The sequence below is a fragment of the Streptomyces sp. NPDC047043 genome, from assembly GCF_040644055.1.
In the GTDB taxonomy this organism is placed as follows: Bacteria; Actinomycetota; Actinomycetes; order Streptomycetales; family Streptomycetaceae; genus Streptomyces.
On sequence record NZ_JBEYVO010000005.1, the window covers coordinates 39,944 to 65,686 of the forward strand.

At 71.1% G+C, this 25,743-nt stretch carries 24 protein-coding genes, 1 pseudogene and 1 riboswitch; of the genes and pseudogenes, 9 read left to right on the top strand and 16 right to left on the bottom strand.

Annotated elements, in window-relative coordinates:
• Positions 1-18: 18 nt before the first annotated feature.
• On the bottom strand, positions 19-969 hold the full coding sequence (locus tag ABZ880_RS09185; RefSeq protein ID WP_361259349.1) for a hypothetical protein: 951 nt from the start codon (positions 967-969) through the stop codon (positions 19-21).
• A gap of 275 nt (positions 970-1,244) precedes the next feature.
• On the opposite strand from ABZ880_RS09185, the gene ABZ880_RS09190 reads away from it, so the two are divergent.
• Together ABZ880_RS09190 and ABZ880_RS09195 are read left to right on the top strand one after the other, a co-directional pair.
• Positions 1,245-1,865: a hypothetical protein gene (locus tag ABZ880_RS09190; protein WP_361259933.1), complete on the top strand. Its 621-nt coding sequence runs from the start codon at positions 1,245-1,247 to the stop codon at positions 1,863-1,865.
• 428 nt (positions 1,866-2,293) lie between these two features.
• Entirely contained in the window at positions 2,294-4,159 is a 1,866-nt protein-coding gene (locus ABZ880_RS09195) for an AAA family ATPase (protein ID WP_361259352.1), read from the top strand.
• A 101-nt stretch (positions 4,160-4,260) separates the two neighbouring features.
• Here ABZ880_RS09195 and ABZ880_RS09200 read toward each other — a convergent pair whose 3' ends face one another.
• The 9 genes from ABZ880_RS09200 to ABZ880_RS09240 form a co-directional block, all read right to left on the bottom strand.
• The gene (locus ABZ880_RS09200) at positions 4,261-5,346 is read right to left on the bottom strand and encodes a hemolysin family protein (protein WP_361259355.1); all 1,086 of its coding nucleotides are present in this window, start codon (positions 5,344-5,346) and stop codon (positions 4,261-4,263) included.
• Positions 5,343-6,668, bottom strand: coding sequence for a hemolysin family protein (locus ABZ880_RS09205; protein ID WP_361259358.1), 1,326 nt, complete (start codon positions 6,666-6,668; stop codon positions 5,343-5,345). The genes ABZ880_RS09200 and ABZ880_RS09205 overlap by 4 nt, the downstream gene beginning before the upstream one ends.
• A gap of 177 nt (positions 6,669-6,845) precedes the next feature.
• Positions 6,846-7,289, bottom strand: a complete 444-nt coding sequence (locus tag ABZ880_RS09210; protein ID WP_361259361.1) for a PH domain-containing protein — start codon at positions 7,287-7,289, stop codon at positions 6,846-6,848.
• A 28-nt stretch (positions 7,290-7,317) separates the two neighbouring features.
• The gene (gene hisG / locus ABZ880_RS09215; protein ID WP_361259364.1) at positions 7,318-8,166 is read right to left on the bottom strand and encodes an ATP phosphoribosyltransferase; all 849 of its coding nucleotides are present in this window, start codon (positions 8,164-8,166) and stop codon (positions 7,318-7,320) included.
• 51 nt (positions 8,167-8,217) lie between these two features.
• Positions 8,218-8,490 carry a phosphoribosyl-ATP diphosphatase gene (locus ABZ880_RS09220; protein WP_030946750.1) on the bottom strand — a complete coding sequence of 91 codons (273 nt, stop codon included), beginning with the start codon at positions 8,488-8,490 and terminating at the stop codon, positions 8,218-8,220.
• Positions 8,491-8,524: 34 nt separating this feature from the next.
• Positions 8,525-9,010: a 6,7-dimethyl-8-ribityllumazine synthase gene (ribH, locus tag ABZ880_RS09225; protein ID WP_003988915.1), complete on the bottom strand. Its 486-nt coding sequence runs from the start codon at positions 9,008-9,010 to the stop codon at positions 8,525-8,527.
• Between the two features lie 25 nt (positions 9,011-9,035).
• The gene (locus ABZ880_RS09230) at positions 9,036-10,325 is read right to left on the bottom strand and encodes a bifunctional 3,4-dihydroxy-2-butanone-4-phosphate synthase/GTP cyclohydrolase II (protein WP_361259367.1); all 1,290 of its coding nucleotides are present in this window, start codon (positions 10,323-10,325) and stop codon (positions 9,036-9,038) included.
• Positions 10,322-10,963 (bottom strand): nicotinamide riboside transporter PnuC, encoded by a 642-nt coding sequence (gene pnuC / locus ABZ880_RS09235; protein ID WP_361259370.1) that lies wholly within the window; start codon positions 10,961-10,963, stop codon positions 10,322-10,324. Before pnuC ends, ABZ880_RS09230 begins: the two co-directional genes overlap by 4 nt.
• Entirely contained in the window at positions 10,960-11,565 is a 606-nt protein-coding gene (locus tag ABZ880_RS09240) for a riboflavin synthase (protein ID WP_361259373.1), read from the bottom strand. The genes pnuC and ABZ880_RS09240 overlap by 4 nt, the downstream gene beginning before the upstream one ends.
• 146 nt (positions 11,566-11,711) lie before the next feature.
• Positions 11,712-11,842, bottom strand: a riboswitch (FMN riboswitch).
• Positions 11,843-12,073: 231 nt separating this feature from the next.
• On the opposite strand from ABZ880_RS09240, the gene ABZ880_RS09245 reads away from it, so the two are divergent.
• A complete protein-coding gene (locus ABZ880_RS09245; RefSeq protein ID WP_361259376.1) occupies positions 12,074-12,961 on the top strand; it encodes an RNA polymerase sigma-70 factor in 888 nt (295 codons plus the stop codon).
• Between the two features lie 140 nt (positions 12,962-13,101).
• Positions 13,102-13,842 carry an SDR family oxidoreductase gene (locus ABZ880_RS09250; protein WP_361259379.1) on the top strand — a complete coding sequence of 247 codons (741 nt, stop codon included), beginning with the start codon at positions 13,102-13,104 and terminating at the stop codon, positions 13,840-13,842.
• An 18-nt stretch (positions 13,843-13,860) separates the two neighbouring features.
• Here ABZ880_RS09250 and ABZ880_RS09255 read toward each other — a convergent pair whose 3' ends face one another.
• A complete protein-coding gene (locus ABZ880_RS09255; RefSeq protein ID WP_361259382.1) occupies positions 13,861-15,114 on the bottom strand; it encodes an ROK family transcriptional regulator in 1,254 nt (417 codons plus the stop codon).
• A 166-nt stretch (positions 15,115-15,280) separates the two neighbouring features.
• Here ABZ880_RS09255 and ABZ880_RS09260 point away from each other — a divergent pair, with 166 nt between their 5' ends.
• Complete coding sequence (locus ABZ880_RS09260; protein WP_361259385.1) at positions 15,281-16,495, top strand: MFS transporter; 1,215 nt, start codon at positions 15,281-15,283, stop codon at positions 16,493-16,495.
• Between the two features lie 92 nt (positions 16,496-16,587).
• Here the strand turns inward: ABZ880_RS09260 and ABZ880_RS09265 are convergent, their stop codons facing one another.
• Entirely contained in the window at positions 16,588-17,847 is a 1,260-nt protein-coding gene (locus tag ABZ880_RS09265) for an alginate lyase family protein (protein WP_361259387.1), read from the bottom strand.
• Between the two features lie 92 nt (positions 17,848-17,939).
• Here ABZ880_RS09265 and ABZ880_RS09270 point away from each other — a divergent pair.
• A pseudogene (locus ABZ880_RS09270) lies at positions 17,940-18,110 on the top strand (nitrate reductase); the annotation flags it as partial.
• Here the strand turns inward: ABZ880_RS09270 and ABZ880_RS09275 are convergent.
• Positions 18,092-19,204 (bottom strand): glycoside hydrolase family 6 protein, encoded by a 1,113-nt coding sequence (locus ABZ880_RS09275; protein ID WP_361259935.1) that lies wholly within the window; start codon positions 19,202-19,204, stop codon positions 18,092-18,094. The pseudogene ABZ880_RS09270 and the gene ABZ880_RS09275 sit on opposite strands and share 19 nt — an antisense overlap.
• A gap of 182 nt (positions 19,205-19,386) precedes the next feature.
• Between ABZ880_RS09275 and ABZ880_RS09280 the strand changes: the two genes are divergently transcribed.
• On the top strand, positions 19,387-20,082 hold the full coding sequence (locus tag ABZ880_RS09280; protein WP_361259390.1) for a DUF5995 family protein: 696 nt from the start codon (positions 19,387-19,389) through the stop codon (positions 20,080-20,082).
• A gap of 88 nt (positions 20,083-20,170) precedes the next feature.
• Positions 20,171-21,103: an LLM class F420-dependent oxidoreductase gene (locus ABZ880_RS09285; protein ID WP_361259393.1), complete on the top strand. Its 933-nt coding sequence runs from the start codon at positions 20,171-20,173 to the stop codon at positions 21,101-21,103.
• Here the strand turns inward: ABZ880_RS09285 and ABZ880_RS09290 are convergent.
• Positions 21,100-22,800, bottom strand: coding sequence for an NAD(P)/FAD-dependent oxidoreductase (locus ABZ880_RS09290; RefSeq protein WP_361259396.1), 1,701 nt, complete (start codon positions 22,798-22,800; stop codon positions 21,100-21,102). The two genes, ABZ880_RS09285 and ABZ880_RS09290, sit on opposite strands and share 4 nt — an antisense overlap.
• Before the next feature lie 55 nt (positions 22,801-22,855).
• A complete protein-coding gene (locus ABZ880_RS09295) occupies positions 22,856-23,644 on the bottom strand; it encodes a carbon-nitrogen hydrolase family protein (RefSeq protein WP_361259399.1) in 789 nt (262 codons plus the stop codon).
• 297 nt (positions 23,645-23,941) lie between these two features.
• Between ABZ880_RS09295 and ABZ880_RS09300 the strand changes: the two genes are divergently transcribed.
• Entirely contained in the window at positions 23,942-24,490 is a 549-nt protein-coding gene (locus ABZ880_RS09300) for a hypothetical protein (RefSeq protein ID WP_361259402.1), read from the top strand.
• On the opposite strand, the gene ABZ880_RS09305 is transcribed toward ABZ880_RS09300, so the two are convergent.
• Positions 24,459-25,664, bottom strand: a complete 1,206-nt coding sequence (locus ABZ880_RS09305) for an MFS transporter (protein WP_361259405.1) — start codon at positions 25,662-25,664, stop codon at positions 24,459-24,461. The genes ABZ880_RS09300 and ABZ880_RS09305 overlap by 32 nt on opposite strands.
• Between the last annotated feature and the right edge of the window lie 79 nt (positions 25,665-25,743).

Consider the following 25,743-nt stretch of genomic DNA (forward strand, 5'->3'; position numbering starts at 1 on the left):
ACTTGCCGGCCTTTCTCTCTATGGGGGGACGGGGAGCCCGCAGGCGCGGCGGGCGCGGGAGAGCTGGTCGGCCGGGTCGCCGAAGGCGGACCAGGGCATGCGCGAGGCGTACGGCCCCATCGCCGCGAAGACCGCCCGCGCCTCGAACTCGCGCTTGCCCATGACCAGCGCATGCGCGAGGTAGGCCAGGTCGAGGACCGGGGTGAAGCGGTAACCCGCCACCCGGGGCAGCCAGTTCTGGTAGATCGCGAGCGCGGTGGAGCGCCACTGCGGCTGTTCCCAGACGCGGTCGGCGAGCAGCTGGGTCGGGTTGTAGCTCTCCACGAGGGCGACCAGCGGGAGCAGGCGCAGCGGGGAGTCGACGGGCGCGCGCTGGCCGAGGAAGGCGGCGACGTCCCAGGCGGCGTTGACGGAGCCGCCGTGGCGGGCGAAGAAGCAGGCCAGGAAGCGGTGGTGGGCCTCGCGGTGCCACGGGTCGAGGGACAGCACGTGGGCGAACAGCCGCCACGGTCCGGGCGGCGCGGTGAGCAGCCCGCGCGGCGCGGGTTCGGTCAGCCGGTGCAGCCGCGCCATGGCCAGCCGTGCGACCCAGGGCGTGGGATCGGCCGGGTCCGTCGCCGAGGCCCGGTCGCAGGCCGCCAGCGCTATGCGCTCCAGGGCCTCCGCCCGCTCGTCCTGCGCGTCGGCCGCGCGCAGCGCCCGCAGCACGGCCACCCGCGCCCACAGCAGCGCGGCCTCGGGCGTCGGCTCCTCGGCCAGCCAGCGCTCGGCGAGGTCGGAGTCGGCCGCCTCCGAGGCGAGGACCAGGGAACGGTGGGCGCGCAGCCCGAAGTCGCCGCGTGTTTCGGCGAGGGCTTCGTGGGTGCTCAGGTATCGGCCGGCGCGTATGTCCACGCATACGCTCGCGAGCACTCGGTCGTCGGCCGCCGGATGCCACACATACTGCCCTTCGAATAACCCAGCGGCCATCTGCTCCTGTCTCCCCGTACGACGCCTCGCAGTTGTGCACCTGGCACCCTACTCAGCAACGAGCGCAACCGGAACGCGATTTTCGAGATGTTACCCGTGATTATGCGGCGTGAATAAGACTGGCTGCGGGCCAATCAACCAGGGGCCCTTGCAACTTGTTCAATACGGCACTACTCATCACCCCGTTCGTCACCCCGTCCATTCGCCCCGATATCGCCCGCCACTAGAATGTTCCCGCCGAATATGCCCAACCTCCCGTAGGTCAAGGAATCGCCATTCACCACCTCGCCTCCCGGCTCCGTCGTCTCCCCCCGTCCTGCGGCCCGGTCCGCCTGATCGGCGTCGACGGACACGCCGGCTCCGGAAAGTCCACGTTCGCCGGGCAGTTGGCCCGGGCGCTGGACGACGCTCCCGTGCTGCACCTCGACGACATCGCCAGCCACGACGAGCTGTTCGAGTGGACGGGACGGCTGCTCACGCAGGTGATCGAACCGCTCGGCCGCGGCGAGAGCGCCCACTACGCCCCCTACGACTGGCGCACCCGCACCTTCGAACCGCCCCGCGTCCTGCCGCCGGCCCCGGTGATCCTCGTCGAGGGAGTCGGCGCGGGCCGCCGCGCGCTGCGCCCGCATCTGGCCCATCTGCTGTGGATGGAGTTGCCGCACGAGGACTCCTGGGCGCGCGGCCGGCACCGGGACGGGGAGGAGCAGCGGGAGTTCTGGGCCGGGTGGGTCAGCGCGGAGCGACAGCACTTCGCCGAGGATCCGTCGAGGCCGTACGCCGATCTCCTGGTACGGCAGTTGGAGAAGGGTTACGAGGTACTCCCGGGGCCCGCGAAGAGAGTTGGACCGGACCAGACGCTCACACACGGTGACGGACCATCGGCAGTGTGCTGAACTTGTGAAGACCCCCGCCGGAGAACTTTCCGGAGTCCCTCAACTCGGCTTGACCGGGGGGCCGTACAGGACTTACGTTCTCAATGTGCGGCCATTCGACGCCGCCCAATGTCGCGAAGCCCCCGGTTGTTCCCCCGTGATCGGGGGCTTCGTTCTGCCCAGATCTCATTTTCCGGACGCTGCGGGGCGTTTTTCGCTCACCCACGGTCACCGTCCGAAGTACGCCCTATCTGCTCCCACCTCGCCAAACGGCCTGTGCGGCACCCTTCGGCGGGCCCCGCCACCGCAGGTACGATGCCCTCGGTGCGACCTGACGGACGGCTGCGCGCACCGCAACTCCGGTCCGCGGCACGGCGGTTCGATCAAGGCGGCCGACGGACGCCGGTCCGGGCGGACAACCGACGGGGGCACGGTTTGTGGGGGACGTGATGGACTTCGGCACGCAGGGCCCCGAGGCCCCGGCCGACCTCGCCTGGATGCGAGGTGTGGATGCCTACACCATGGGCGCCTATCCGCAGGCGGAGGAGGAGTTCCGGGCCGCGGTCCGGATGGACCCGGGGATGGCCGACGGCTGGCTCGGACTGCACGCGCTGCGCGTCGACACGACGACCGCGCTGCTACGGATGTTCCGCCACCGCGACCGCTTCGGCGAGCAGCGCGCCCGGCACCGGCGCTCCCTCAACTCCTGGTACTGGCTCGGCTGGTGGGTGCAGCCCGTGCTGGAGAGCCCGCGCGATCTGCTGCTCGCGCACGCCTCGCACTGGCTGGACGGCCGCCATGTCCCGGAGCTGGACCGGGCGCTCGCCGGGCTGCCGCCGGTGGACGCCGACCCCCAGGTCCGCTTTCTGCACGCCTGCCGTGCCTATCTCGTCAAGGACTGGGAGCAACTGGTCCGCCACACCGACCCGTTGATCGACGACGCCCTGCTCGGCATCGAGGCGGGCCTCTTCGGTGGCATGGCCCGGGTCCGGCTCGAGATGTACGGCCAGGCCGAACCCCTGCTCTCGGCGGCCCTGATGCGCTGCCGCAGCGAACAGCCGCAGCGCAAGGAACTGCGCTACTGGCTCGCGCGGGCCCACGAGGGCACGGGCCGCTCGGCGGCCGCGCTCCCCCTGTACCGGGCCGTGCACCGCGTGGACCCCGCGTTCATGGACACCTCGGCCCGGCTCGCGGCGATCGCCGAGGGCGACGGATACGACGACGCGGCCGGCCTCGCGGCGATCACGCTCTCCGGCAGCCAGGACGTCCTGGAGGGCCCCGACGCCCTCGACCCGCTCTTCGGCGCCGAGGGCCGTGACCTCAGGCTCACCGAGTCCGACCTGCCCCCGGTCGGCCCGCTGCCGTCGGCGATCGACCCGGCGGTGCGCGAGAAGACATTAGGACCGACCGGGTCCCCGCTGCCCGCCGGGCCCACCGACCCCGCGCTGCTCGAGGAGGCGCTCGCCGAGCTGGAGCGGATGGTGGGCCTGGAGCCGGTCAAGCGCCAAGTCAAGGCATTGTCGGCCCAGTTGAACATGGCGAGGCTGCGGGCCGGTCAGGGACTGCCGGTCCAGCCGCCCAAGCGTCACTTCGTCTTCTCCGGCCCCTCCGGCACCGGCAAGACCACGGTGGCCCGCATCCTGGGCCGCGTCTTCTACGCCCTCGGCCTGCTCGGCGGCGACCACCTCGTCGAGGCCCAGCGGGCCGATCTGGTCGGCGAGTACCTGGGCCAGACGGCCGTGAAGGCCAACGAACTGATCGACTCCGCGATCGGCGGCGTGCTCTTCGTCGACGAGGCGTACTCGCTCTCCAACTCCGGTTACGGCAAGGGCGACGCGTACGGCGACGAGGCGCTGCAGGTCCTGCTGAAGCGGGCCGAGGACAACCGCGACCACCTGGTGGTCATCCTGGCCGGCTACCCGGAGGGCATGGACCGCCTCCTGGCCGCCAACCCCGGCCTGTCGTCCCGCTTCACGACCCGCGTCGACTTCCCGTCCTACCGCCCCCTCGAACTCACCTCGATCGGCGAGGTGCTGGCCGGGGAGAACGGTGACGTGTGGGACGAGGAGGCCCTCGACGAACTGCGCTCCATCGCCGGGCACGTGGTGGACCAGGGCTGGATCGACGAGCTCGGCAACGGGCGCTTCCTGCGGACGCTGTACGAGAAGAGCTGCGCGTACCGGGATCTGCGGCTGTCGACGTATCCGGGGGTGTTGTCGCGGGACGACTTGTCGACTCTGCGACTGCCGGATCTGATGCAGGCGTATGGAGAGGTGTTGTCGGGGCGGGGGCCGCAGGATCCGTCTGCCATGTGACATGGCACTGTTGTTGTGGCATGTCACATGGCACTGGCCGGCGACATGTCACACAGCACTGGCCGCGGTATGTGACATAGCACTGCCCCCGCCCGCCCCACCTACGTCGCCAGCGCCCCCTCCGGCTCCCCGCTGGCCCGCGGCTCCGTCACCCGCACCTCCGCGACCTCCCGGTGCGCCGGGTCCGTGACCTCGCCCACCAGGAGTTCCAGTACGTCCTCCAGGGCGACCAGACCCAGCACCTTGCCGGACGCGTCGGCCACCTGGGCCAGGTGCGTGGCGGCGCGGCGCATGACCGTGAGGGCGTCGTCCAGGGGGAGTTCGGAGCGCAGCGTCGTCATCGGCCGCCACAGGTGCTGCGGCACCGCCCGGTCCGAGTCCTCCAGGTCGAGTACGTCCTTCACGTGCAGGTAGCCCATGAAGGCACCGTTCTCCGCGGCGATCGGGAAGCGGGAGTACCCGGTCCGCGCGGTGAGTTCGACGATCCGGCCCGGGGTGACCGACGGGCTGACCGTCACCAGCGACTCGCGCTTCAGGAGCACGTCCGTCACCGGGCGGGAGCCCAGCTCCAGCGCGTCCTCGAGGCGTTCCTGCTCCTCGGGGTCCAGCAGGCCCGCCTGGCCGGAGTCCTCCACCAGGCGGTTGAGCTGCTCGCTGGTGAAGACGGCCTCGACCTCGTCCTTCGGCTCGACGCGGAAGAGCCGCAGGATCGCCTGGGCGACGGCGCCCAGGGCGATGGTGATCGGCTTGCAGAGACGGGCGAAGGCGACCAGGCCCGGTGCGAGCCACAGTGCGGCCTTCTCCGGGGCCGCCATCGCGAGGTTCTTCGGGACCATCTCGCCGATGACGAGGTGGAAGAAGACCACGGCGGCGAGCGCGATGACGTAGCCGAGTGGGTGGATCATCCCGTGCGGCAGGTGGATCCACTCGAAGACCGGTTCCAGCAGGTGTGCGACGGTCGGTTCGGCGACCGCGCCCAGGGTCAGCGAGCAGACGGTGATGCCGAACTGGGCCGCGGCCATCATCTGCGGCAGCCGCTCCAGGCCGTAGAGGACCTGGCGGGCGCGGGCCGTGCCGAGGGGTTCGATCTGGCTGCGGCGTACCGAGACGAGGGCGAACTCGGCGCCGACGAAGAAGCCGTTGGCGAGCACGAGCAGAGCGGCGAACAGGAGTTGGAGCAGGCTCATCGGGCGACCTCCACGACCGACCCGGTCCGCACGAGCCGGACCCGCTCGGCGCGGTAGTGGCCGACGCGGCGCACGGTCAGCCGCCAGCCGGGCAGTTCGGCGCGGTCACCGGCGGCCGGAATGCGCCCGAGCAGGTCGGCGACCAGCCCGGCGACGGTCTCGTACGGCCCCTCGGGCACGTCGAGTCCTATGCGCTGCAGGATGTCGACACGGCAGCTGCCGTCGGCGTCCCAGGCGGGCCTGCCCTCCTCCGGCGGGGCGGCGGCGAGTTCGGGCACGTCCTGCCCGTCGTGCTCGTCGCGGACCTCGCCGACGATCTCCTCGACGATGTCCTCCAGCGTGACGACGCCGGCCGTGCCGCCGTACTCGTCGACGACGACGGCGATGGGCTGCTCGCTGCGCAGCTGCGCCAACAGGGGCTGCACCGGCAGCGTCTCGGGGACCAGCAGCGCCGGGCGGGCGATACGGCCGACGGGGGTACGCAGGCGCTCGTGCACCGGGACCGCGAGGGCGTCCTTGAGGTGGACCATGCCGACGACCTCGTCGATCCGCTCCTTGTAGACGGGGAAGCGGGACAGGCCGGTGGCGCGGGTCAGGTTGACCACGTCCTCGGCGGTCGTCGACGACTGCAGCGCGCTGACCTTCACGCGCGGCGTCATCACATGCTGCGCGGTCAGCTCGGCGAGCGACAGGGTCCGTACGAAGAGGTCGGCGGTGTCCTGTTCCAGGGCGCCGGCCTGTGCGGAGTGCCGGGCCAGGGACACCAGTTCGCCGGGGGTGCGGGCGGAGGCCAGCTCCTCGGCGGGCTCCACGCCCAGGGCGCGGACGAGGCGGTTGGCGACCGCGTTCAGCGCGGCGATGACCGGGCGGAACAGCCGGGCGAAGGCGTGCTGCGGACCGGCGACGAAGCGGGCGACCTGCATGGGCTTGGACACCGCCCAGTTCTTGGGCACGAGTTCGCCGATCACCATCTGCACGGCGGAGGCCGCGAGCATGCCGACGACCACCGCGACGCCGGAGACGGCGCCCTCGGGGATGCCGATCGCGGTGAACGGGCCGTGCAGCAGCTCCGCGAGCGCGGGCTCGGCGAGCATGCCGACGACGAGGGAGGTGATGGTGATGCCGAGCTGGGTGCCGGAGAGCTGGAAGGACAGCTCCCTGAGCGACTCGGCGACCCTGAGGGCTCGCTTGTCGCCTTCGGCGGCGGCCTTCTCGGCGTCCGTCGACTCGACCGTGACCAGGCCGAACTCGGCGGCCACGAAGAAGCCGTTGGCGAGGATCAGCAGGAAGGCCGCTCCGAGGAGCAGCAGGGGGGTGGTCATGATGCCGCCGCCTCGGTATGTCGTGAGGGGGCGGCGCAGGTACTACAGGACGATCCGTCCATCGCTGGAGGGAGTCACTCCTCGGGTTGCAGGGGGCCGCTGTGGCCCGGCGGGAACATCAGCGGCGGAGGCGCGACGAAAACGCCTCCGCCAACAGATTAATCAAGACATGGGCCGTTACGGCAGATCCCTTGTCGAGCGAGCCTCGGCGAGCGCGCGCAGGGTGCGCGCGTCGGCGATGGCACGCTCCTTGGCGATGCCCGGCTGGATGCCGAGCGCGGGCAGGCTGGTGCCGTCGCTGAGGTTGAGGAACACCCAGGGGTCGCCGGGGCGGAGGTTCACCTGGATGATCTCGGCCCAGTCCAGGCGCCGCTTGCTGGCGATGTTGACGACGGTGACGCCGGACTCGTCGGCGACGACCTTGACTCGGGCGAGCAGGGCCAGCACCCCGGCGAGCAGTGCCGCCGTGAAGATGAAGCTCAGGCGCTCGCCCGGGCTGAGCTGCTCCAGCAGGAACGCGACCGTCGTGATGACGACGAAGATCGCGACGCCGGCGGTGAGCAGGACGGCCCGGGTGCGGCCCGGCCGGAACGTGACGGGGAGGGTGGGCAGATCGGACATCTCTCGGTGTCTATCGGATCGGTGTCGCTCAGAGACGGCAGGCGTGGATGGCCGTGGTCAGGATGGCGCGGGCGCCGAGGTCGTACAGATCGTCCATGATCCGCTGGGCCTCCTTGGCCGGGACCATCGCGCGGACGGCGACCCAGCCCTCGTTGTGCAGCGGGGAGACGGTCGGGGACTCGAGACCCGGGGTCAGGGCGACGGCCTTCTCGAGCTGCTCGACCCGGCAGTCGTAGTCCATCATCACGTAGGTCCGGGCCACGAGGACGCCCTGGAGGCGGCGCAGGAACTGCTGCACCTTGGGCTCCTCGCCGTCCGCCCCGGTGCGGCGGATGACGACGGCCTCGGACTTCATGATCGGCTCGCCGAAGACCTCCAGGCCCGCGTTGCGCAGCGAGGTGCCGGTCTCGACGACGTCCGCGATGACCTCGGCCACACCGAGCTCGATGGCGGTCTCGACGGCACCGTCGAGGTGGACCACGGAGGCGTCGATGCCGCTGTCGGCCAGGTGCTTGGCGACGATCCCCTCGTACGAGGTGGCCACGGTCTTGCCGTTCAGGTCCTCGACGCCGCTCGCCGCGCCCGGCTTGGACGCGAAGCGGAAGGTGGAGCGGGCGAAGCCGAGCGGGAGGATCTCCTCGGCGTTGGCTCCGGAGTCGATCAGCAGGTCGCGGCCGGTGATGCCGATGTCGAGCTGGCCGGAGGAGACGTAGATCGCGATGTCGCGCGGCCGGAGGTAGAAGAACTCGACGTCGTTGACCGGGTCGACGATGCGCAGCTCCTTGGACTCGCGGCGCTGCTGGTAGCCGGCCTCATGCAGGATCTCCGCCGCAGGGCCTGACAGGGAACCCTTGTTGGGGACGGCGATGCGCAGCATGAGGTCGGCTTCCTTTGTTCGTGCGTACGGTGCTGGTGTGCGGGTTACGGCTCAGAGGTGGGCGTAGACGTCGTCCAGGGAGATCCCGCGGGCGACCATCATCACCTGGACGTGGTACAGCAGCTGCGAGATCTCCTCGGCGGCCGCTTCCTTGCCCTCGTACTCGGCGGCCATCCAGACCTCGGCGGCCTCTTCGACGACCTTCTTGCCGATGGCATGGACGCCCTTGCCGACCAGTTCTGCGGTGCGGGAAGTGGCGGGATCGCCGTGGGCGGCCTTGTGCTGGAGCTCGGTGAAGAGCTCCTCGAACGTCTTATTGGACATGGTGTCGCTCAGCCTATGCCAAATGACACCTTCGTCAGCGCCACGGTTCAGATACTGAGCGGAGGGTCGCTGCGGTGGCCACCGCAGCGGTCACCGCCTCGTGCCCCTTGTCCTCGTTGGAGCCCTCGATGCCGGCCCGGTCCAGGGCCTGCTCCTCGGTGTCGCAGGTCAGTACGCCGAAGCCGACGGGGACGCCGGTCTCGACGGACACCTGGGTGAGGCCCTGGGTCACGCCCTGGCAGACGTACTCGAAGTGGGGGGTGCCGCCGCGGATGACGACGCCCAGGGCGACGATCGCGTCGTAGCCGCGGCCCGCGAGGACCTTGGCGACGACCGGGAGTTCCCAGCTGCCGGGGACCCGCAGGAGGGTCGGCTCGTCGATGCCGAGGTCGTGCAGGGCGCGCAGGGCGCCGTCCACCAGGCCGTCCATCACCTTTTCGTGCCACTGCGCCGCGATGACGGCGACCCGCAGGTCTCCGACGTTGCGTACGGACAGCTCCGGTGCGCCCTTGCCGCTCACGTTCTCTTCTCTCCTCGAGGTGCTGTTATTGGTTGCTGCAGGTGGACACCGGGGTGGCGTCCAGCCAGGGCAGGTCGTGTCCCATCCGGTCCCGCTTGGTGCGCAGGTAGCGGAGGTTGTGCTCGCCCGCCTGTACGGGCATCGGCTCGCGGCCGCTGACCTTGAGGCCGTGGCGGACAAGAGCATCGGTCTTGTCGGGGTTGTTGGTCATCAGGCGCACGCTGCGGACGCCGAGGTCCTCCAGGATCTGCGCGCCGGCGCCGTAGTCCCGGGCGTCGGCGGGCAGGCCGAGTTCGAGGTTGGCGTCGAGCGTGTCGCGGCCGCGCTCCTGGAGCTCGTAGGCGCGCAGCTTGGACAGCAGGCCGATGCCGCGTCCCTCGTGGCCGCGCAGGTAGACCACCACTCCCCTGCCCTCGGCCTGGATGCGTTCCAGGGAGGCGTCCAGCTGGGGGCCGCAGTCGCAGCGCAGGGAGGAGAAGATGTCGCCGGTCAGGCACTCGGAGTGGACCCGGACCAGGACGTCCTCGCCGTCGCCGATCTCGCCGTGGACGAGGGCGACGTGCTCGACGCCGTCGACGGTGGAGCGGTAGCCGTAGGCCTTGAACTCGCCGTGGGCGGTGGGCAGATGGGTCTCGGCCTCGCGGCGCACGGTGGGCTCGCTGGTACGGCGGTAGGCGATCAGGTCCTCGATGGAGATGATCGTCAGGCCGTGCTTGCGGGCGAACGGGATCAGCTCGGGCAGGCGCAGCATCCGGCCGTCCTCGCCGGCGATCTCGACGATCGCGCCGGCCGGGCGCAGGCCCGCGAGGCGGGCGAGGTCGACGGCGGCCTCGGTGTGGCCGTTGCGGGTCAGGACGCCGCCGGCCCGGGCACGGAGCGGGAAGATGTGGCCGGGGCGGACGAAGTCGGTCGCCTCGGCGTCGCCGCTCGCCAGGAGCTGGAGCGTGGTGGCGCGGTCGGCGGCCGAGATCCCGGTGGTGACGCCGTGCGCGCCGGAGGCGTCGACGGAGACCGTGAAGGCGGTCTTCATCGACTCGGTGTTGTCCTGGACCATCTGCGGGAGTTCGAGCCGGTCCAGCTCCTCGCCCTCCATGGGGGCGCAGATCAGGCCGCGGCACTCGCTCATCATGAAGGCCACGATCTCGGGGGTGACCTTCTCGGCGGCGACGACGAGGTCGCCCTCGTTCTCGCGGTCCTCGTCGTCGACGACGACGATCGGGCGGCCGGCCGCGATGTCGGCGATGGCCTGCTCGATCGGGTCGAGCGACCAGTCCTCGATGCCGTCGGTGCTGTAGAGAATCGGTGCCGAGGTCATGCCGGCGCTCCTTCCAGGACGGGCTGCGACGTCCTGCGGGAGCGCAGCCACCAGTCGCGCATGCCCCACAGGACGAGTGCGCCGTAGATGACGTAGACGAAGCCGGAGAAGGCGTAGCCGTTGGCGAAGTTGAGGGGGACGCCGACCAGGTCGACGAGGAGCCAGGCGATCCAGAACTCGACCATGCCGCGCGCCTGGGCGTACATGGCGACGATGGTCCCGACGAAGATGTAGGCGTCCGGCCAGGGGTCCCAGGACAGGGACGGGTAGGCCTTGAAGAGCAGGGCGACCGCGACCGTGCCGACCGCGGCGGCGGCGATCATCGCGCCGCGCTCGCGCCAGGTGGCGAACCGCGGGGCGATGTGACCGTCCTCCGACTGATCCTTGTTGCGGTTCCACTGCCACCAGCCGTACAGGGCGACGACCATGACGACGACCTGCTTGCCGGCGCTGCCCGCCAAGTGGCCGTAGAAGGCGATGAAGAGGACCAGGCCGGAGAGGAACTGGACCGGCCAGGTCAGCAGGGAGCGGCGCCAGCCGAGGGCGAGGGTGATCAGGCCGAGGATGTTGCCGATCATGTCCGACCAGATGATGCGCTGGTCGAGGAGGGTGAACGCCTCGGAGTTCAGCCAGTTCACTTGGCCGCCCCCTGACTGCTCGTCAGCAGGCGCTCGACGTACTTGGCGACGACGTCCACCTCGAGGTTGACCGGGTCGCCGGGCTGCTTGATGCCGAGCGTGGTCAGAGCGAGGGTGGTCGGGATGAGGCTGACCGTGAAGTAGTCCGGGCCGGCGTCGACGACGGTGAGGCTGATGCCGTCGACGGTGATGGAGCCCTTCTCGACGACGTAGCGGGTCAGCTCCGCGGGGAGGGCGATCTTGATGATCTCCCAGTTGTCGGAGGGCCTGCGCTCGAGGACATGGCCGGTGCCGTCGACGTGGCCCTGCACGATGTGGCCGCCGAGGCGTGCGCCCACGGCGGTGGGGCGCTCGAGGTTGACGCGGGAGCCGACGGCGATGGCACCGAGGCTGGAGCGGTCGAGGGTCTCCGCCATGACGTCGGCGGTGAACTCGTCGCCCTCGTGCTCGACGACGGTGAGGCAGACGCCGTTCACCGCGATGGAGTCACCGTGCTTCGCGCCCTCGGTGACGACGGGGCCGCGCACTCGGAAGCGACAGGCGTCGCCGAGGTTCTCGACGGCGGTGATCTCGCCCAGCTCTTCGACGATTCCGGTGAACACTTCCCGGGTCCTCCTGCCTCATTGGGGCACGGACTCCGGGGCTGTCGATGACGACAGAATGTACGAGCAGGGACACCGGGGGCGACGCCGGACGCACCCGTCCCGCAGGACGGACCGATACGGCGGCGCGCACGAATGCCCGCCCGCCGCGCACTGCCTCCCATCCGGACTTTAACCGTCGGTCCAGGAATTTCACCTGGTCAACCGGCCGCTGGAAGCGGCCGGGTCGCGGACTGTAACCGCCGGTTCGGACTTTCACCGACCCCGGAGTGCGCTGCTTCTGGTACAGAGCCAGTGTGCCACGCCTGATCGACGTCCATACGGGTGAACTGTGTGGGGTGGCTCACAAGGGACGTCACTGGACTTCTCAACCCGCCTCACCTGGTGGACGCTTTGGTCTAGTCCTTTCGGGGGCTGCGCAGACCGGCCCGGCGGTGGTGACGACGGCCCTTGCCCGCCGCCGGGCCTCATCATCCGTGTCCGGGTGGGCTCTGGCAGGGTGATGGGTATGACGACTGCGCTCGCCGAGGAGTTCGAGAGTCACCGCCCGCGCCTGTTCGGCCTGGCCTACCGCATGCTGGGATCGGCCGACGAGGCGCAGGACGCCGTACAGGACGCGTATCTGCGTTTCAGCGGCGCCGACCGCGCGGGCATCGAGTACCCGGGGGCCTGGCTCGCCAAGGTCGTCACCAACCTCTGCCTCAGCCGGCTCACCTCGGCGCGGGCCCGACGCGAGCAGTACGTGGGGGCGTGGCTGCCGGAGCCGGTGATCACCTCGGACGGTGCTCTCGGCCCGCTGGAGTCGGCCGAGCAGCGCGACGCCGTGTCGATGGCGATGCTGGTGCTGCTGGAGCGGCTCACCCCGACCGAGCGCGCGGTGTACGTGCTGCGGGAGGCGTTCGGCTACGGGCACCGCGAGATCGCCGGCGTCCTGGACCTGACCGAGCCCAACTGCCGTCAGCTGTACCGGCGGGCGGTGCAGCGGGTGGGCGAGCCGCAGCCCCGGTTCGAGTCGGCGCCGGAGCTGCAGGAGGAGCTCGTCGAGTCGTTCCTCACGGCGGCCCGGGACGGTGATCTGGCCGGTCTGGAGAAGCTGCTGGCGGCCGATGTGACCTGGACGAGCGACGGCGGCGGCAAGGTCAGCGCGGCCCGGCGGCCGGTCGAGGGGCGCGACAAGGTCGCCCGGCTCACGGTGGGCGGTGCCGAGAAGTTCGCCGTGGGCCTGGACTTCACGACGACCGAAGTCAACGGCGGGCCCGGGCTGGCCGCTTGGCGGGGCGACACGCTCGTCGCCGTGCTCGCGTTCGAGGTTCGCGACGGTGTTGTCGCGCATGTGCGGGCCGTGGTGAATCCGGACAAGCTGGGCTACGTGCGCGGTCAGCTCGCGCGGTCGTAGTGGTATGTCACATTCCACACGCGGGTGATATGTGACATACCACCCGCAGTGGCCTGTCACATTCGACCCGGGCTGAAAGGTCTCAGCTCACGCAGGGCGCTCCACCCGGGAGCACCCCGCATCAGAAGGAGCTGAACGGCATGACCACGATCCTGGTGACCGGCGGTACCGGAACCCTCGGCCGGCTCGTCACCGCGCGGCTGCGGGCGGACGGGCACGACGTGCGGGTGCTGAGCCGGCACAGTGAGCCGTACGCCGTCGATCTGCGCGAGGGCGGTGCCAAGCTGGACGCGGCGGTCGGGGGCGTCGACACGATCGTGCACTGCGCGACCACGCAGACCGGCGGTGACGAGAAGGCGGCCGCGCGTCTGATCGCGGCGGCGCGCCGGGCCGGGGTGGGCCATCTGGTCTTCATCTCGATCGTCGGTGTCGACCGGGTGCCGTTCGGCTACTACAAGGCCAAGCTCGCCATCGAGAAGATGATCGAGGAGTCGAGGCTGGGCTGGACGGTGCTGCGCACGACCCAGTTCCACGATCTGCCGGTGATGCTGTTCAAGGCGCTCGCGAAGCTGCCGGTCGTGCTGCTGCCGGCCGGTGTGCGGGACCAGCCGATCGAGGTGGCCGAAGTCGCGGACCGGCTGGCCGAGTTGGCGGTGGGCGAGCCCGCCGGGCGGGTCGAGGACATGGGTGGGCCGGAGATCCGCACCTTCGAGTCGCTGGCCCGCGCCTACCTCAAGGCGACGGGCCGCCGGCGGGCGGTGGTGAACGTGCCGCTGTGGGGCAGGGCGTACCGGGAATTCCGCGGTGGCGGACATCTGACGCCCGAACACGCCGTGGGGAAGGGGACGTTCGAGGAGTACCTGGCGAGGCGGCAGGGGTGAGCCACCTCAGGCGGCGGGTCAGCGTTCGGGAGGCGCGAACAGCTCGTCCTGAGCGCGGTCCCGTGCGGTGAGGAGCGCTCCGCGCAGTACGGCGCCGCCGCCGAGGTCGCCGGTGCGGACCTCGGTGGGCAGGGGCGACATCCGTCGGACCCGCTCCTCCACGCGTGCGGCGAGTTCGTCCCCGCCGGCCTGTCCGACCTCGCCGCCCAGGACGACGCATCCGGGGTCGAGGATCGCCACGACGGAGGCGACCCCCACGGCGAGCCGGTCGGCCAGGGCATCCAGGAAACGGGCTGCGGAACCGGCACCGGGGACGAGCACAGCGCCCGCTGCATCCCAACCCGGAACAACGGACACCGCATCGGCCGCCGAAACAGCAGCCACCGCCGCCTGTACGACGGCTGCGGCGACCGGCTCGCGTTCCACACCCTCCGCCACCACCCCGTGCTCCCCCGCCAGCTCCACGATCGCCGCCGAACCCGCCAGCGAGTGGAAGCCACCCTCGCAGTCCGTCGCCGAGGGCAGTCCGCTCGACCCCGGCACCGGCAGGAAGCCGATCTCCCCGGTGCCGCCGGAGGCGCCGCGCCGCAGCGCGCCGTCGAGGACCACCGCGGCTCCCGTGCCGTGGCCGAGCCACAGCAGCACGAACGTGGCCCGGTCGCGGGCCGCGCCGTCGCGCTGTTCGGCCAGTGCCGCGAGGTTGGTCTCGTTCTCGACGTTGACGCGGGTCTCGGGAAAGCGCTCCTGAAGGGCTGCGCACAGGCGGCGGTGCCATTCCGGCAGGCCCGAGGAGTCGCGGAGTTCACCGGTGGACGGATCGATCAGGCCGGGGGCACCGATGCCCACGGTGTGCAGCCGGTCGGCGCCGGCCTCCTTGACCACGCGTTCGACCAGCGCGACCGCCTGCTCCACCGCGGGTCCGGTCCCGATGTCGCCGCCGATCGGCACGGACGCCTCGGCGAGCATCCCGCCGACCAGGTCGGAGACGACCACGGAGACGCCTTCGGTGCGTACGTCCAGCGCCGCGAGGTGGGCGCGGTCGGCGACGATGCCGTACAGCCGGGCGTTCGGCCCGCGCCGCTGCTCGCCCGCCTCGCCGACCACGGTGATCAGACCGGACGCCGTGAGGCGTTCCACGAGGTCGGCCACGGTCGGCCGGGACAGGCCGGTCAGCTGCTTCAGCTGTCCTGCCGTCAACGGGCCCTCCTGCTGGAGCAGACGCAGGGCGAGCCGGTCGTTGATGGCCCGGGCGGTGCTCGGTGATGCGGGCATGCCGGGATCCTTCCAGATCGGCGGAGCCGCGCGGCGGGTGACCGGTAGCCCGGCCCCCGCGGCCGTGCGGCCATTAATCCTCTATCTATCAGGCAGGGTCCCTGATAGTTTACGCGACGCGAGTGAGAACCGGAGACATTCGAGCGGGAACCGGAGGGGGCCGAGAATGGGCGACGTGGTCTACGACCTGCGCGAGGTGAGGCGGGCACGGTACGCCGTGGCCGCCGTGTTCGCCGTGCACGGCGCGGTCACCGGCTCCTTCGCGACGCGTGTGCCGTGGATCCAGGACCACGCGGGGCTGAGCGCGGGCCAACTGGGCTTCGCGCTCGCCTTCACGGCGTTCGGCGCCTCCTGCTCCATGCCGCTGGCCGGCCGGATCAGCCACCGCTTCGGCAGCCGGACGGCGCTGCGCGGACTGATCGCGCTGTGGACGCTGGCTCTCGTCCTGCCGTCCCTCGCGCCGAACATGCTCACCCTGTGCCTGGCGATGTTCGTGTACGGCGCGAGCGCGGGCATGGCCGACGTCGCGATGAACGCGCTCGGCGTCGAGATCGAGCACCAGCTGAACAAGTCGATCATGTCCGGTCTGCACGGCATGTGGAGTGCGGGCGCCCTGATCGGCTCGGCGGGCGGCACGCTCGCCGCACACCTCGGTTCGGACGCGCGTCTGCACTTCGCGCTGGCAGCGGCGACGCTCACCCTCCTCGGCCTGCTGGCCTGCACCTGGGTGCTCGACCTGCAGCCCGCCGAGGACGAGGAGCCGCCGCCGAGGTTCGCGCTGCCGCCGAAGTCCGCGCTGCTGATCGGCACCGTCGGCTTCTGCGCGGTGTTCGCGGAGGGCGCCAGCCTCGACTGGTCGGCGGTCTTCCTGCGCGACCAGCTGGACACCTCGGCGGGCCTCGCGGCCGCGTGCACGACCGGTTTCATGCTCACCATGGCCCTGGCCCGGATCGCGGGCGACGCGGTGGTGAACCGCTTCGGCGCGGTCCGCACGGTGCGGGCGGGCGGCGGGTTCGCCGTGCTCGGCGGGCTGCTCATCGTCCTCGCGGGTCATCCGGCGGTGGCCATGACGGGCTTCGCGCTGCTCGGTCTCGGCATCGCCGTCGTCGTACCGCTGTGCTTCGCGGCGGCGGGCCACAGCGGCCCGAACCCGAGCCAGGCCATCGCGGGCGTCGCGACCATCACCTACACCTCGGGCCTGATCGCGCCGAGCCTGATCGGCGGGGTGGCGCAGGCGACGAGCCTGGTGGTGTCGTTCGTGCTGGTGACCGTCCTGGCGAGCGGCCTCGCGGTCTTCGCGGGGGTACTGCGCACCGGCGACCGCCGCGCCCGGTCCGGGGTCGGTCCGCAGGCCGCAGCAGTTCCCGACCCTCGGCCCTGAGGCCGGAGGGACCCCTGGGCGTCGCGGGATGGAGCGGTGGGGACGCTCCACCCGGAGCGGACGCCCAGGAGTCCCGGTCGGGAAGGGCCCGGTCAGCCCGCTATGGAGTCCAACTGCTCGGCGGCCGGCCGCAGGCCCCAGAGGTCACCGCCGGGCGGTGACTCCAGCTTCGGTACGGCCTTCTGCGCCGCCTTGTCCCCCGCGTCCGCCGCCGCGTGCACCACGTCGGTCGCCGCGAAGCGGTGGAACTCGAGCTCCGGGTACGACCACGCGGCGGCCCCGGTCGCGGCGGGCAGCAGATAGTCCACGGCCTTGAACAGGCCCTGTCCGTCCGGCCCTTGATAGGCCCACAGGTTGACGCCGACATGCCGGCCGATGGCCGCGAGCCGGGTGTAGGCGACCAGGTCGAAGGTCGAGTAGTGCCAGCTCCGCGTCCGCGCGAGCTCCTGCGGCTGGCTGCCGTCGGCGGCGATCTGCGGGTCGATGCGCCGGGCGCGCGCGTCGAGGACGGTCCGCCGGGCGAGCGCCTTGTCGCCGGTCGCGTACGCGAGGGCGGCGAGCTGCATGTCGTAGAAGGTGCCGTGGTTGTTGGCCGCCGCGCCCTCCTCCTTGCCGAAGTCGCTGTTCTTCAGCCAGCCGAGGAAGTCGGCGTTCCACTTGCCCATCGCGGTGCGGTCCTTGGCGCTCCAGCCCGGGGCGCCGGTGGCGAGGACGGCCTGGGCGTCGAGCACGCTCGTGTACGACTGCGAGAAGTCGATGATGCCGATGGCCCGGCCGTCGTACTTGCACGGGATGAACTGCGCGTGGTTCAGGTTCGGGTTCATGCGGGTGGCCGGGTCGAGGAACCAGGTGCGCAGGATCTGGGCGGCCTTTTCGGCGTACTGCCGCTTGCCCGTGTAGTACCAGGCCAGGGACAGGTCGTACGTCGAGTCGAAGACGTGCTCGACGTCCTGGCGGTCGGTGCCCGAGTCGACCTCGGGGTTGCGCTGGCCGTCGCGCTGGACGTAGGGGCAGCCCCACGGGTTGTCGGCGGTCGGGGTCGTGGTGGGCCACCAGTAGGGGGCCTGGCTGAGGTAGTCGTGGACGTCGCCGCCGGGTGCGGGTTTCGGCTTGTCGACGACCGTCCAGGGGCCCTGGGACAGCCAGTTGTCGGCGCGGGTCGTCAAGTTGCGCAGAGAGCGGCGCAGTTGGGGATCGCCTCGGTCCAGCCGGACCTTCGTCTGTTGCAGCCGGCTGCCGTCGAGGACGGCGGTGTCCGGGGCCTTCGGGGTCGCATGTGCCGAGGGGACGAGGACGGCTCCAAGACTCACCATCGCGGCCAGCAGGACGGCCGCACGGGATCTTCCTCTCATCTAGCACTCCGATCCATCGAACAAATGGTCAGGAATGTGAACGCAGTTCATGAGTAGGACCGTGCGAGCGTAGAACCCCGAGGTACCCGTGACAATGGTCCGGACAGATTTCACGTACAGAGATCGCGCTGGGCACGCTGGTCGTCATCACCGGCTACCACGCACTGCGGGCGTTCGCCCCGGCCCACCTCAAGACGCAGCATCCGCTGCTCGACGAGGGGACCAGTTCCTACGACGAGGGGGCTCAGCGCGCCAAGTCGTAGGCGTACGACGGCGTGAACGTCCCCGGCGACCCCTTGCAGCCGTCCGACTCCCCCGGCAGCTTCACCCACAGGTATGCGTCGATGCGTGCCTCGCCCGTGCCGAGCGTCGGCGTGCGGCCGATCCTGCGGCCCGCCGGATCGCACCACTCACCGTCGGCCGGGGCGCCGTTGCCGTTGCGGCTGGTGTCGATGACGGCGCCCAGGCCGGGCGGTCCGCCGAGGGCGGCGAGGACCTGTCGGTCATAGGCGATCTCGTCGGCCGTCGTGTGGAAGTTGGAGACGTTGCTGAAGATGCCGTCGGAGGAGGCGGCCGAGGCGGCGCCCGCCTGCTTCAGCAGCGCGGCCTGTTTGCCGGGGGTGTTCCAGCCGGAGTGGCCGGCGTCGTAGTAGACCCGGGCCTTCGGGTTCACGGCCTTGAGGACGCGGCCGGCGCGGGCCAACGAGGCGAAGCGGTCCGCCCGCCCGCCCTCGGAGAGACAGTCGGACTGGGCTATCGAGTCGGGTTCCAGGACCACGACGACCTCGCCCGAGCCCAGTCCCGCCGCGAAGTTCTCGATCCAGGCGTCGTACGCGGAAAGGTCGGGCGCCCCGCCCTCGGAGGCGCCGCCGCAGTCGCGGTCCGGTATCGCGTACGGCACCACGACCGGCACCCGGCCCTGCGCCGCGGCGCCCGAGGTGACCGCGCGGACCCGGGAGGCGATGGTCGCGGGCGTGTAGTCGGCGAACCACACCGCGGCCGGCTGGTCGGCGATGCGCGACTCTATGACCGGCGTGCGCGGGTCGCCCGGGTGGGAGCGGACCCAGTCGAGCACCTGGGAGTCGGGGTGGCGGTAGAGGCGGGCGGACACGGTGGCCGGCTGCCGCTTCTTCTCCGTCCTCGTCAGCGAGGGACTGACCTTCTTCGACGAACTCGGCGTCGGCGAGACGGACTTGGTGGCCGTCACCGACGGAGACGGCAGCACCGGCAGCTGCTCCAGCCGCGGCGAGCTGGTCACCTCGGGCTTCGCCTCGTCGGCGCCACGGCCGTCGTCGAGGGCCGAGACCATACCGGTCACCGTTCCGACGGCGACCACGACCGAGGCCGCCGCGACCATGACACCGCGCCGGGCGGCGCGCCTGCGCTCGGCCCTGCGTGCCGCCAGACGCTGCGCGCGTAAGCCTGGCACCGTACCGCTCCCCCCAGTTCTCCGGCCCCGCGACTCGTGCGTTCCCCCGTTCTGGGGAAGCGCCGGGCCCGCCGACACTCCCGTCAGCCTATGACTGGGACCCTTCCTCCATGGGGCAATTGGAACAGTTCACCGAACCCGTAGACAAAGTCGACACAGTCGTCTCGCGGATGCGCGCCCTGGACGCCGCCCTGCCCGGGCGCGACGGCGTGGCCGTCTTCAACCGCGTCTACCTCGCCGTCACCGAGGCGGTCGACCGGCGTATCGACGGCGGCGGGTTCCCGGACTCCCGGGCCGCGATCACGCTGGACGTGCGGTTCGCGGAGCGCTATCTGGCCGCCGTCGACGCGGTCGCCCGCGAGCGTCGGCCGCCGGCCTGCTGGCGGCCGCTGTTCCAGCTGCGCCGCCATCCCGGCGTACGTCCGCTGCAGTTCGCGCTTGCGGGCATCAACGCGCACATCGGCCACGACCTGGCGCTCGCCGTCGTGGACAGTTGTCGTAGCCTCGGCTGCGAACCGGCCGAGCTGGAGGACGAGTTCGATCGCGTGGGCGACCTCCTCGTCTCGCTGGAGGAGCGCATCCGCGAGGATCTGATGCCCGGCCCCGACCTCCTCCAGATCGCCGACCCGCTCACCCATCTGCTCGGCGCATGGAGCCTCGAGCGCGCCAGGGACGCCACATGGACCGCGGCCCGTGCGCTGTGGGCGCTGCGCGGACTGCCGGACGTCGCCGCCGAGTTCACGGAACGGCTCGACACGGCGGTGGGGTTCGCGGGCCGCATGCTGCTCACACCCCTGCCGGTGTGATCCGGCCACTCCGTCGCCGAGGCCCCTCAACTGTTGGATGAGCGTTGTACGTTCGACAGGAGCGGACCTTCTGCAAAGGAGCACAGGTATGCCGGTACGGCTCGGACTCGGTCTCCCCCAGAACAAGCAGTACGACCTCGGCAGGGACGTCCCCGACGTCGCGCGCACGGCCGAGGAGATCGGCTACGAGAGTCTGTGGGTGTACGAGCGGCTGCTGGTCCCGGATCCCGCGACCCAGGGCCTGTACGGCATCGAGGGCCTGCCCTGGCCGGACGCGTACCGTGGCGTCGCCGAGCCCCTGGTCACGCTGACCCTCGCCGCCGCGGCCACCCGGCGGGCCCGGCTCGGCAGCAGCGTTCTGGTCGCCCCGCTGCATGTGCCGTTCCAGCTCGCCAAGGCCCTGGCCACGCTGGACGCGGCGAGCGGCGGCCGGGTCGTCGCGGGCCTGGGCACGGGCTGGTCGTTCGACGAGTACGCGGCCGCCTCCGTGCGCCCCTTCGAGGAGCGCGGCCAGGTCCTGGACGAGCTGATCGAGGTGTGCCGCGCGGTCTGGGGCCCGGACCCGGTGTCGTACGAGGGTCGCGTGACGACGATCAACCCGTCCGTCGTCGGCCCCAAGCCCGCCCGGCCCATCCCGATCCTGCTGGCGGCCGGTTCCAGGAAGGCCAGGCGCCGCCTCGTCGACCATGCCGACGGCTGGCTGCCGGTGGGCATGGGGGGAGCCGAGGTGCTCGCCGCGCAGTGGAAGGAGCTGCAGGAACTGGCCGCCGAACGCGGGCGCACCGAGCCGATCCAGACGGTCCTGCGCGCCAACACCCGCTACCGGCCCGGGGGTTACGACGGCGCCGACCGCCCGCCCTTCCACGGCAGCGTCGACCAGATCGTCGAGGACCTTCTCGCGCATGCCGAGGTCGGGGTCGACGAGATCCTCGTCGACCTCCAGCACGACCTGCGCGACGCCCAGGAGCTCAAGGACCTCGCCGCCGAGGTGTACGAGAAGGCGCGCGCCGCCGGAATCTAGTCCTCGGGCAGCTCGACCGGCGCGATCTCCTCGTACACGTCGCCCGGGCCCGGGTTGGTCGCGTCGGTCGTGCCGCCGAGGTGGTGCATGACGCCCCAGACCGCGTTCAGCGCGGTCTGGACGGCGCCCTCGGCCCAGCCGGCCGTCCAGGAGATGTCGTCGCCGGCGAGGAAGATGCCCCGCTTGTCCTCGGGCAGCCGGTCCTGCATGAAGTGCGTGAACAGGCGTCGCTGGTAGCGGTAGTGGCCGGGCAGGTTGGCCTTGAACGCGCCCATGAAGTAGGGCTCGTTCTCCCAGGACACGGTCACCGGGTTGCCGATGATGTGCTTCCTGATGTCGACCTTCGGATAGATCTCGCCGAGCGACTTCAGCATGACCTCCATCCGCTCGTTCGCGGACAGCGGCAGCCACTTCAGGCTGTCGTCGCACCAGGTGTAGGAGAGGCAGATGACGGCCGGCTTGTCGGGACCGTCGTCCAGCAGGTAAGTCCCGCGCGTCATACGGTCGGTGAGCGTCATCGACATGACGTCCCGGCCGGTCTCCTCGTCCTTGTCCAGCCAGAACGGCCGGTCGACGGGCACGAAGAGCTTGCTCGACTCCATGTAGTGGGTGCGCTCGATCGCCGTCCAGTGGTCGATCGGGAAGAGCGAGTCGTCGCAGGCGATCTTCGACAGCAGCATCCAGGACTGGGCGGTGAAGATCGCCGCCTTGTAGGTGCGGATGTCGCCGTTCGCGTCGGTGACCGTGATCCGGTTGTTCGCCGTGCGGTGCAGCCGGGTCACGGCCGGGCGCGGTTCGCCGTTCTCGTGCAGCTTCGCCAGCGAGGTCCCGTGGGCCCAGTGGACGATCTTCTCCGGCTCGCGCTCCCACATGCGCAACGGCAGCTGCTGGCTGCCGCCGACGATGCCGCGGTGGTGGTCGTCGGCCTCGGTGTAGACGACGCGCAGGATCTCCAGGATGGAGTTCGGGAAGTCGGTGTCCCAGCCGCCCGTGCCGAAGCCGACCTGGCCGAAGATCTCGCGGTGCCGGAAGGACTTGAAGGCCTCCGAGTCGCAGAGGAAGCCGTAGAAGGTCTGGTTGTCGAGCTTCTCGACCAGCTTCGCCCAGATCTCGCGGATGCGCGGCACGTCGCGCTCGCGCATCGCGCGGTTCATGTCGGAGAAGTCGGCGCCTTCTTCGAGGCACTTGTTCCAGGCGGCGGCGACATCGCGGTAGACCTGCGGCAGGTCGTCGACCGTCTCGGCGTAGTGCGACTCGCCCTTGAGGTCGACGACGGTCGAAGGGGTCGCCTCCGCAAGGGGGTTGGGGAACGGCTGGGTCTTCAGGTCCACCAGGTCGATGTAGTGCTGGAGCGCCGTGGAGGAGGGCGGGAAGCGCATCGCGCCCATCTCGGCGGTGAGTCCGTCGGTGCCCGGGCCGTCGAAGCCGACCGTGCGCAGGCGCCCACCGATCCGGTCGGCCTCGTACACGACGGGCTTGAGGCCCATCTTCATCAGCTCGTACGCGGCCACGATGCCGGACAGGCCGCCGCCGACGACCGCGACCTCGGCGCCGTGCTCGGTCGCCGGTATCTGGCCGAGGCCCGCCGGGTGGGCGAGGAAGTCGTCATAGGCGTACGGGAAGTCCGGGCCGAACATCGTGATCGGCGGCTGCTGCTCGTCTGCGTGCTCGACGGCGTTGGGCACGGTGGACGTCATGGGGTACGGACTCCTTGCACGAAAGCTACTGGGGGAGGCTTGTTTCGGTGGGACTTCAGACCAGGGACCCGTAGAGGCCGGGGCGGCGGTCCTTCAGGTACGGGTTCGCCTCGCGGGAGGCGGCGAGGAAGGCGGGGTCGGTGTCGGCGAAGACGAGCTCCTCGCCGCGGCCGGCGCGGGCGCGGGCGACCCCGTCGGGACCGGCCAGCGCGGAGAGCCCGACGAAGTCGAACTCCCCTTCCTGGCCGACCCGGTTGACGTACGCGACGTACATCTGGTTCTCGAAGGCGCGCACCGGGATCATCGACTCGGCGACGAACTGGAAGGGGTGCATCTGCGCCGTCGGGACGACCAGGAGGTCGGTGCCGGCGAGGGCGTGGGCGCGGACGTTCTCCGGGAACTCGACGTCGTAGCAGATCATGAGGCCGACGCGGAGGCTGCCCAGCTCGGCCTGGACGACCGGCTGCTCGCCCGGGGTGAAGTGGTCGCGTTCGAAGCAGCCGAAGAGGTGGGTCTTGCGGTAGTTGGCGAGGCGGATGCCCTCGGCGGAGATCAGCTGGGCGGAGTTGAAGACCGTCTCACCGTCCCGCTCCGGATATCCGTACGCGATCGCGAGCCCGTGCCGTCCGGCGAGGTCGGCGATCGCGTCCGCCGAGTCGCCGTCGGCGGGCTCGGCGAGGCGGCCGATGTCGTCGCCGATCGCATAGCCGGTCAGGAACATCTCCGGCGCCACAAGCAGCCCGGCGCCCGCGGCGGCGGCACGGCCCGCGGCAGCGTCGAGGACCTTGAGGTTCTCGGCGACTGAGCCGGGGCGTCCGGAGCTCTGCAGCAGGGCGGTGCGCATGGGGATTCCTCGACGGTATGGAGGGGTTTCGGGGGCCATGTAGACGGTACGGGCGCAGGGCTCGGACCAGCAAGAAGGAGCCGTTGCGCGCCAGTGAGCGGTTTGTTGCGTGCGCCATCCGTCCGGCGGCGATTCGTTGCGTGCCCTCGGGCGTAGGGCTGGTCCTCCTGGAGGCGCAGCGCACCACGGGGTCCCCGCCGGGCGGCGGAGGCGGGGTGCCGACTCGGGCTCGATGCGGCGGGGGCGCGGCGCCGGGGACAGTGGTGAGCGTCCGCTTCACCTGCAGAAAGGACCGTCATGCAGCGTCGTACTCGCACCAGGATCGCCGTGCTCGGGGCCGTGCTCCTGCTCACCGCCGGCGCGACGGGGGTCGCCGTTGCGTCCGGAGACGGCGGCCGCCCGCAACGGGAGGCCGCCGCGCTCACCGGCACCGCGAAGCTCTACCGCGTCGCGGGCGACGACATCACCTTCACCTTCGACGCCCACCTCGCGGCGAAGGACAACGACAACCCGCTCAAGGCGACCGGCACCTTCCGCTGGAGCCACTACGCGGCCAACGGCGAGGGCGGCTGGGCGAAGGCGAAGGTCGACTGCCTGGTCACCGGCGGCAAGGTGGCCGTCGTCTCCGGCGTCATCACGGACACCGATCTGGACGGGGTCAAGGGTCACCACGTGGGCATCACCGTCCACGACACGGGCGGCGTCGACCGGCTCGGGTACAGCTGGGCGGCGAGTGAGGACATGGGGCCGAAGGACCTGCCCAAGTGCGTGAGTTCGGCCCCCTTCGAGAAGGTCAGGAAGGGCACCGGCGACTTCAAGGTCGTGCCTTGGCGGCCGGGCTTCTAGTCAGCCCCTGCAGCACCGCCGTCACCAGGTACGGCATCGCGAACAGCGCGAAGGCCGTGCTGTGGGCGGTCCTCGTCGCAATCGCCGCGTAACCGGCGTACACGGCGACCGTGACCAGTTCCGTGCCCAGGCCCGCGACCGAAGTGAGGGTGGCCCGGCCGGTGTCGTCGATGCGCCGCTGGAGGCGGACGTCGGCCAGGACGGTCGCCAGCTGGAAGCCGGCGAAGGCGAGGGCGACGAGGCCGAGGGCGACCGGTGTCCGGGCCGCGGCACCCACGGCCAGCGCCACGGCCGCTCCGCCGAGCAGCCACGCGAGTCCCGGCGTCCCGAGGCGTTCGAAACGGCCGGACAGCAGGCTCCCGGCCGTCGCGCCGGTCCAGATCATCAGGAGCAGATACGGCACCGTCGCCTCGGCCACGCCGGTGTCCCGTGCCAGCAGCGGCGTGTACTCGTCGAGCGCGCTCCATACGGAGCTGACGACCGGGACGAGCAGGATCGCCCCGCGCAGCGACCGGTTGCGGCGGACCTCCGCGAGCCCGGCCTTCAGGGTCACGGCCCAGCTGTCGCCGTCGCTCTCCCCCGGCACCCGGTGCTCCGGGAAGCGGGTCGCCGTCGCCGCGGAGGCCAGACAGGCCAGCACGCTCGCCGCGCCGACGGCCGGGTAGCCGCCCCAGGCGAACACGGGCCCGGCGAGACCCATCGCCGCCATGACCGCGACGAGCCCCGCGGCCCGGGCCCGGCCCATGACGTGGGCGTACCGATCGGCCGCGCCGAGCCGCTCCAGCTCCTCGTAGACGAGGGCCTCCAACGCACCGGAGCCGAGCGCTCCGCGCGCGCCCCACAGCACGAAGCCGAGGGCGAAGGCCCAGTACGACGGGGTGAGCACCCACAGGGCGAAGCCCGCGGCGGTCAGCAGCGGGCCGAGCCAGAGCAGCAGCCGACGGGAGACGGCGTCGGCCCAGGCGCCGGAGGGCACCTCCAGCACCACGCCGGTGATCGACCAGATGGCGAACAGGGAGGACATCTGCCAGACCGACAGACCGGTGTCGCTGAACAGCAGCGCGTACACCGGGTAGAGCAGGACGAAGTCGTCGAGGAACGCGTAGCCGTACAGCGTGGCCGTGAGCCGCCGCACGCCGGTGGCGGCGGGCACGCGTGCAGGTGAGAGTGTCATGTGGCCTTCCCGCAGGGACAGTTCGGACGCTCGGAGTACGGCGTCCGAGGCGGCCCTCGGGAGGCACGGCGGGAAGATC

Coding starts and splice junctions, on each gene's coding strand:
- ABZ880_RS09275 (WP_361259935.1), bottom strand. CDS start 19,204: ATGGTCGCGGCGGCCTCGGTCGTGGTCGCCGTCGGAACGGTGACCGGT.
- ABZ880_RS09210 (WP_361259361.1), bottom strand. CDS start 7,289: ATGTCCGATCTGCCCACCCTCCCCGTCACGTTCCGGCCGGGCCGCACC.
- ABZ880_RS09185 (WP_361259349.1), bottom strand. CDS start 969: ATGGCCGCTGGGTTATTCGAAGGGCAGTATGTGTGGCATCCGGCGGCC.
- ABZ880_RS09290 (WP_361259396.1), bottom strand. CDS start 22,800: ATGACGTCCACCGTGCCCAACGCCGTCGAGCACGCAGACGAGCAGCAG.
- ABZ880_RS09260 (WP_361259385.1), top strand. CDS start 15,281: ATGGGCGACGTGGTCTACGACCTGCGCGAGGTGAGGCGGGCACGGTAC.
- ABZ880_RS09300 (WP_361259402.1), top strand. CDS start 23,942: ATGCAGCGTCGTACTCGCACCAGGATCGCCGTGCTCGGGGCCGTGCTC.
- ABZ880_RS09220 (WP_030946750.1), bottom strand. CDS start 8,490: ATGTCCAATAAGACGTTCGAGGAGCTCTTCACCGAGCTCCAGCACAAG.
- ABZ880_RS09205 (WP_361259358.1), bottom strand. CDS start 6,668: ATGACCACCCCCCTGCTGCTCCTCGGAGCGGCCTTCCTGCTGATCCTC.
- hisG (WP_361259364.1), bottom strand. CDS start 8,166: ATGCTGCGCATCGCCGTCCCCAACAAGGGTTCCCTGTCAGGCCCTGCG.
- ABZ880_RS09195 (WP_361259352.1), top strand. CDS start 2,294: ATGGACTTCGGCACGCAGGGCCCCGAGGCCCCGGCCGACCTCGCCTGG.
- ABZ880_RS09245 (WP_361259376.1), top strand. CDS start 12,074: ATGACGACTGCGCTCGCCGAGGAGTTCGAGAGTCACCGCCCGCGCCTG.
- ABZ880_RS09250 (WP_361259379.1), top strand. CDS start 13,102: ATGACCACGATCCTGGTGACCGGCGGTACCGGAACCCTCGGCCGGCTC.
- ABZ880_RS09285 (WP_361259393.1), top strand. CDS start 20,171: ATGCCGGTACGGCTCGGACTCGGTCTCCCCCAGAACAAGCAGTACGAC.
- ABZ880_RS09295 (WP_361259399.1), bottom strand. CDS start 23,644: ATGCGCACCGCCCTGCTGCAGAGCTCCGGACGCCCCGGCTCAGTCGCC.
- ABZ880_RS09255 (WP_361259382.1), bottom strand. CDS start 15,114: ATGCCCGCATCACCGAGCACCGCCCGGGCCATCAACGACCGGCTCGCC.
- ABZ880_RS09230 (WP_361259367.1), bottom strand. CDS start 10,325: ATGACCTCGGCACCGATTCTCTACAGCACCGACGGCATCGAGGACTGG.
- ABZ880_RS09305 (WP_361259405.1), bottom strand. CDS start 25,664: ATGACACTCTCACCTGCACGCGTGCCCGCCGCCACCGGCGTGCGGCGG.
- ABZ880_RS09200 (WP_361259355.1), bottom strand. CDS start 5,346: ATGAGCCTGCTCCAACTCCTGTTCGCCGCTCTGCTCGTGCTCGCCAAC.
- ABZ880_RS09265 (WP_361259387.1), bottom strand. CDS start 17,847: ATGAGAGGAAGATCCCGTGCGGCCGTCCTGCTGGCCGCGATGGTGAGT.
- ABZ880_RS09280 (WP_361259390.1), top strand. CDS start 19,387: ATGGGGCAATTGGAACAGTTCACCGAACCCGTAGACAAAGTCGACACA.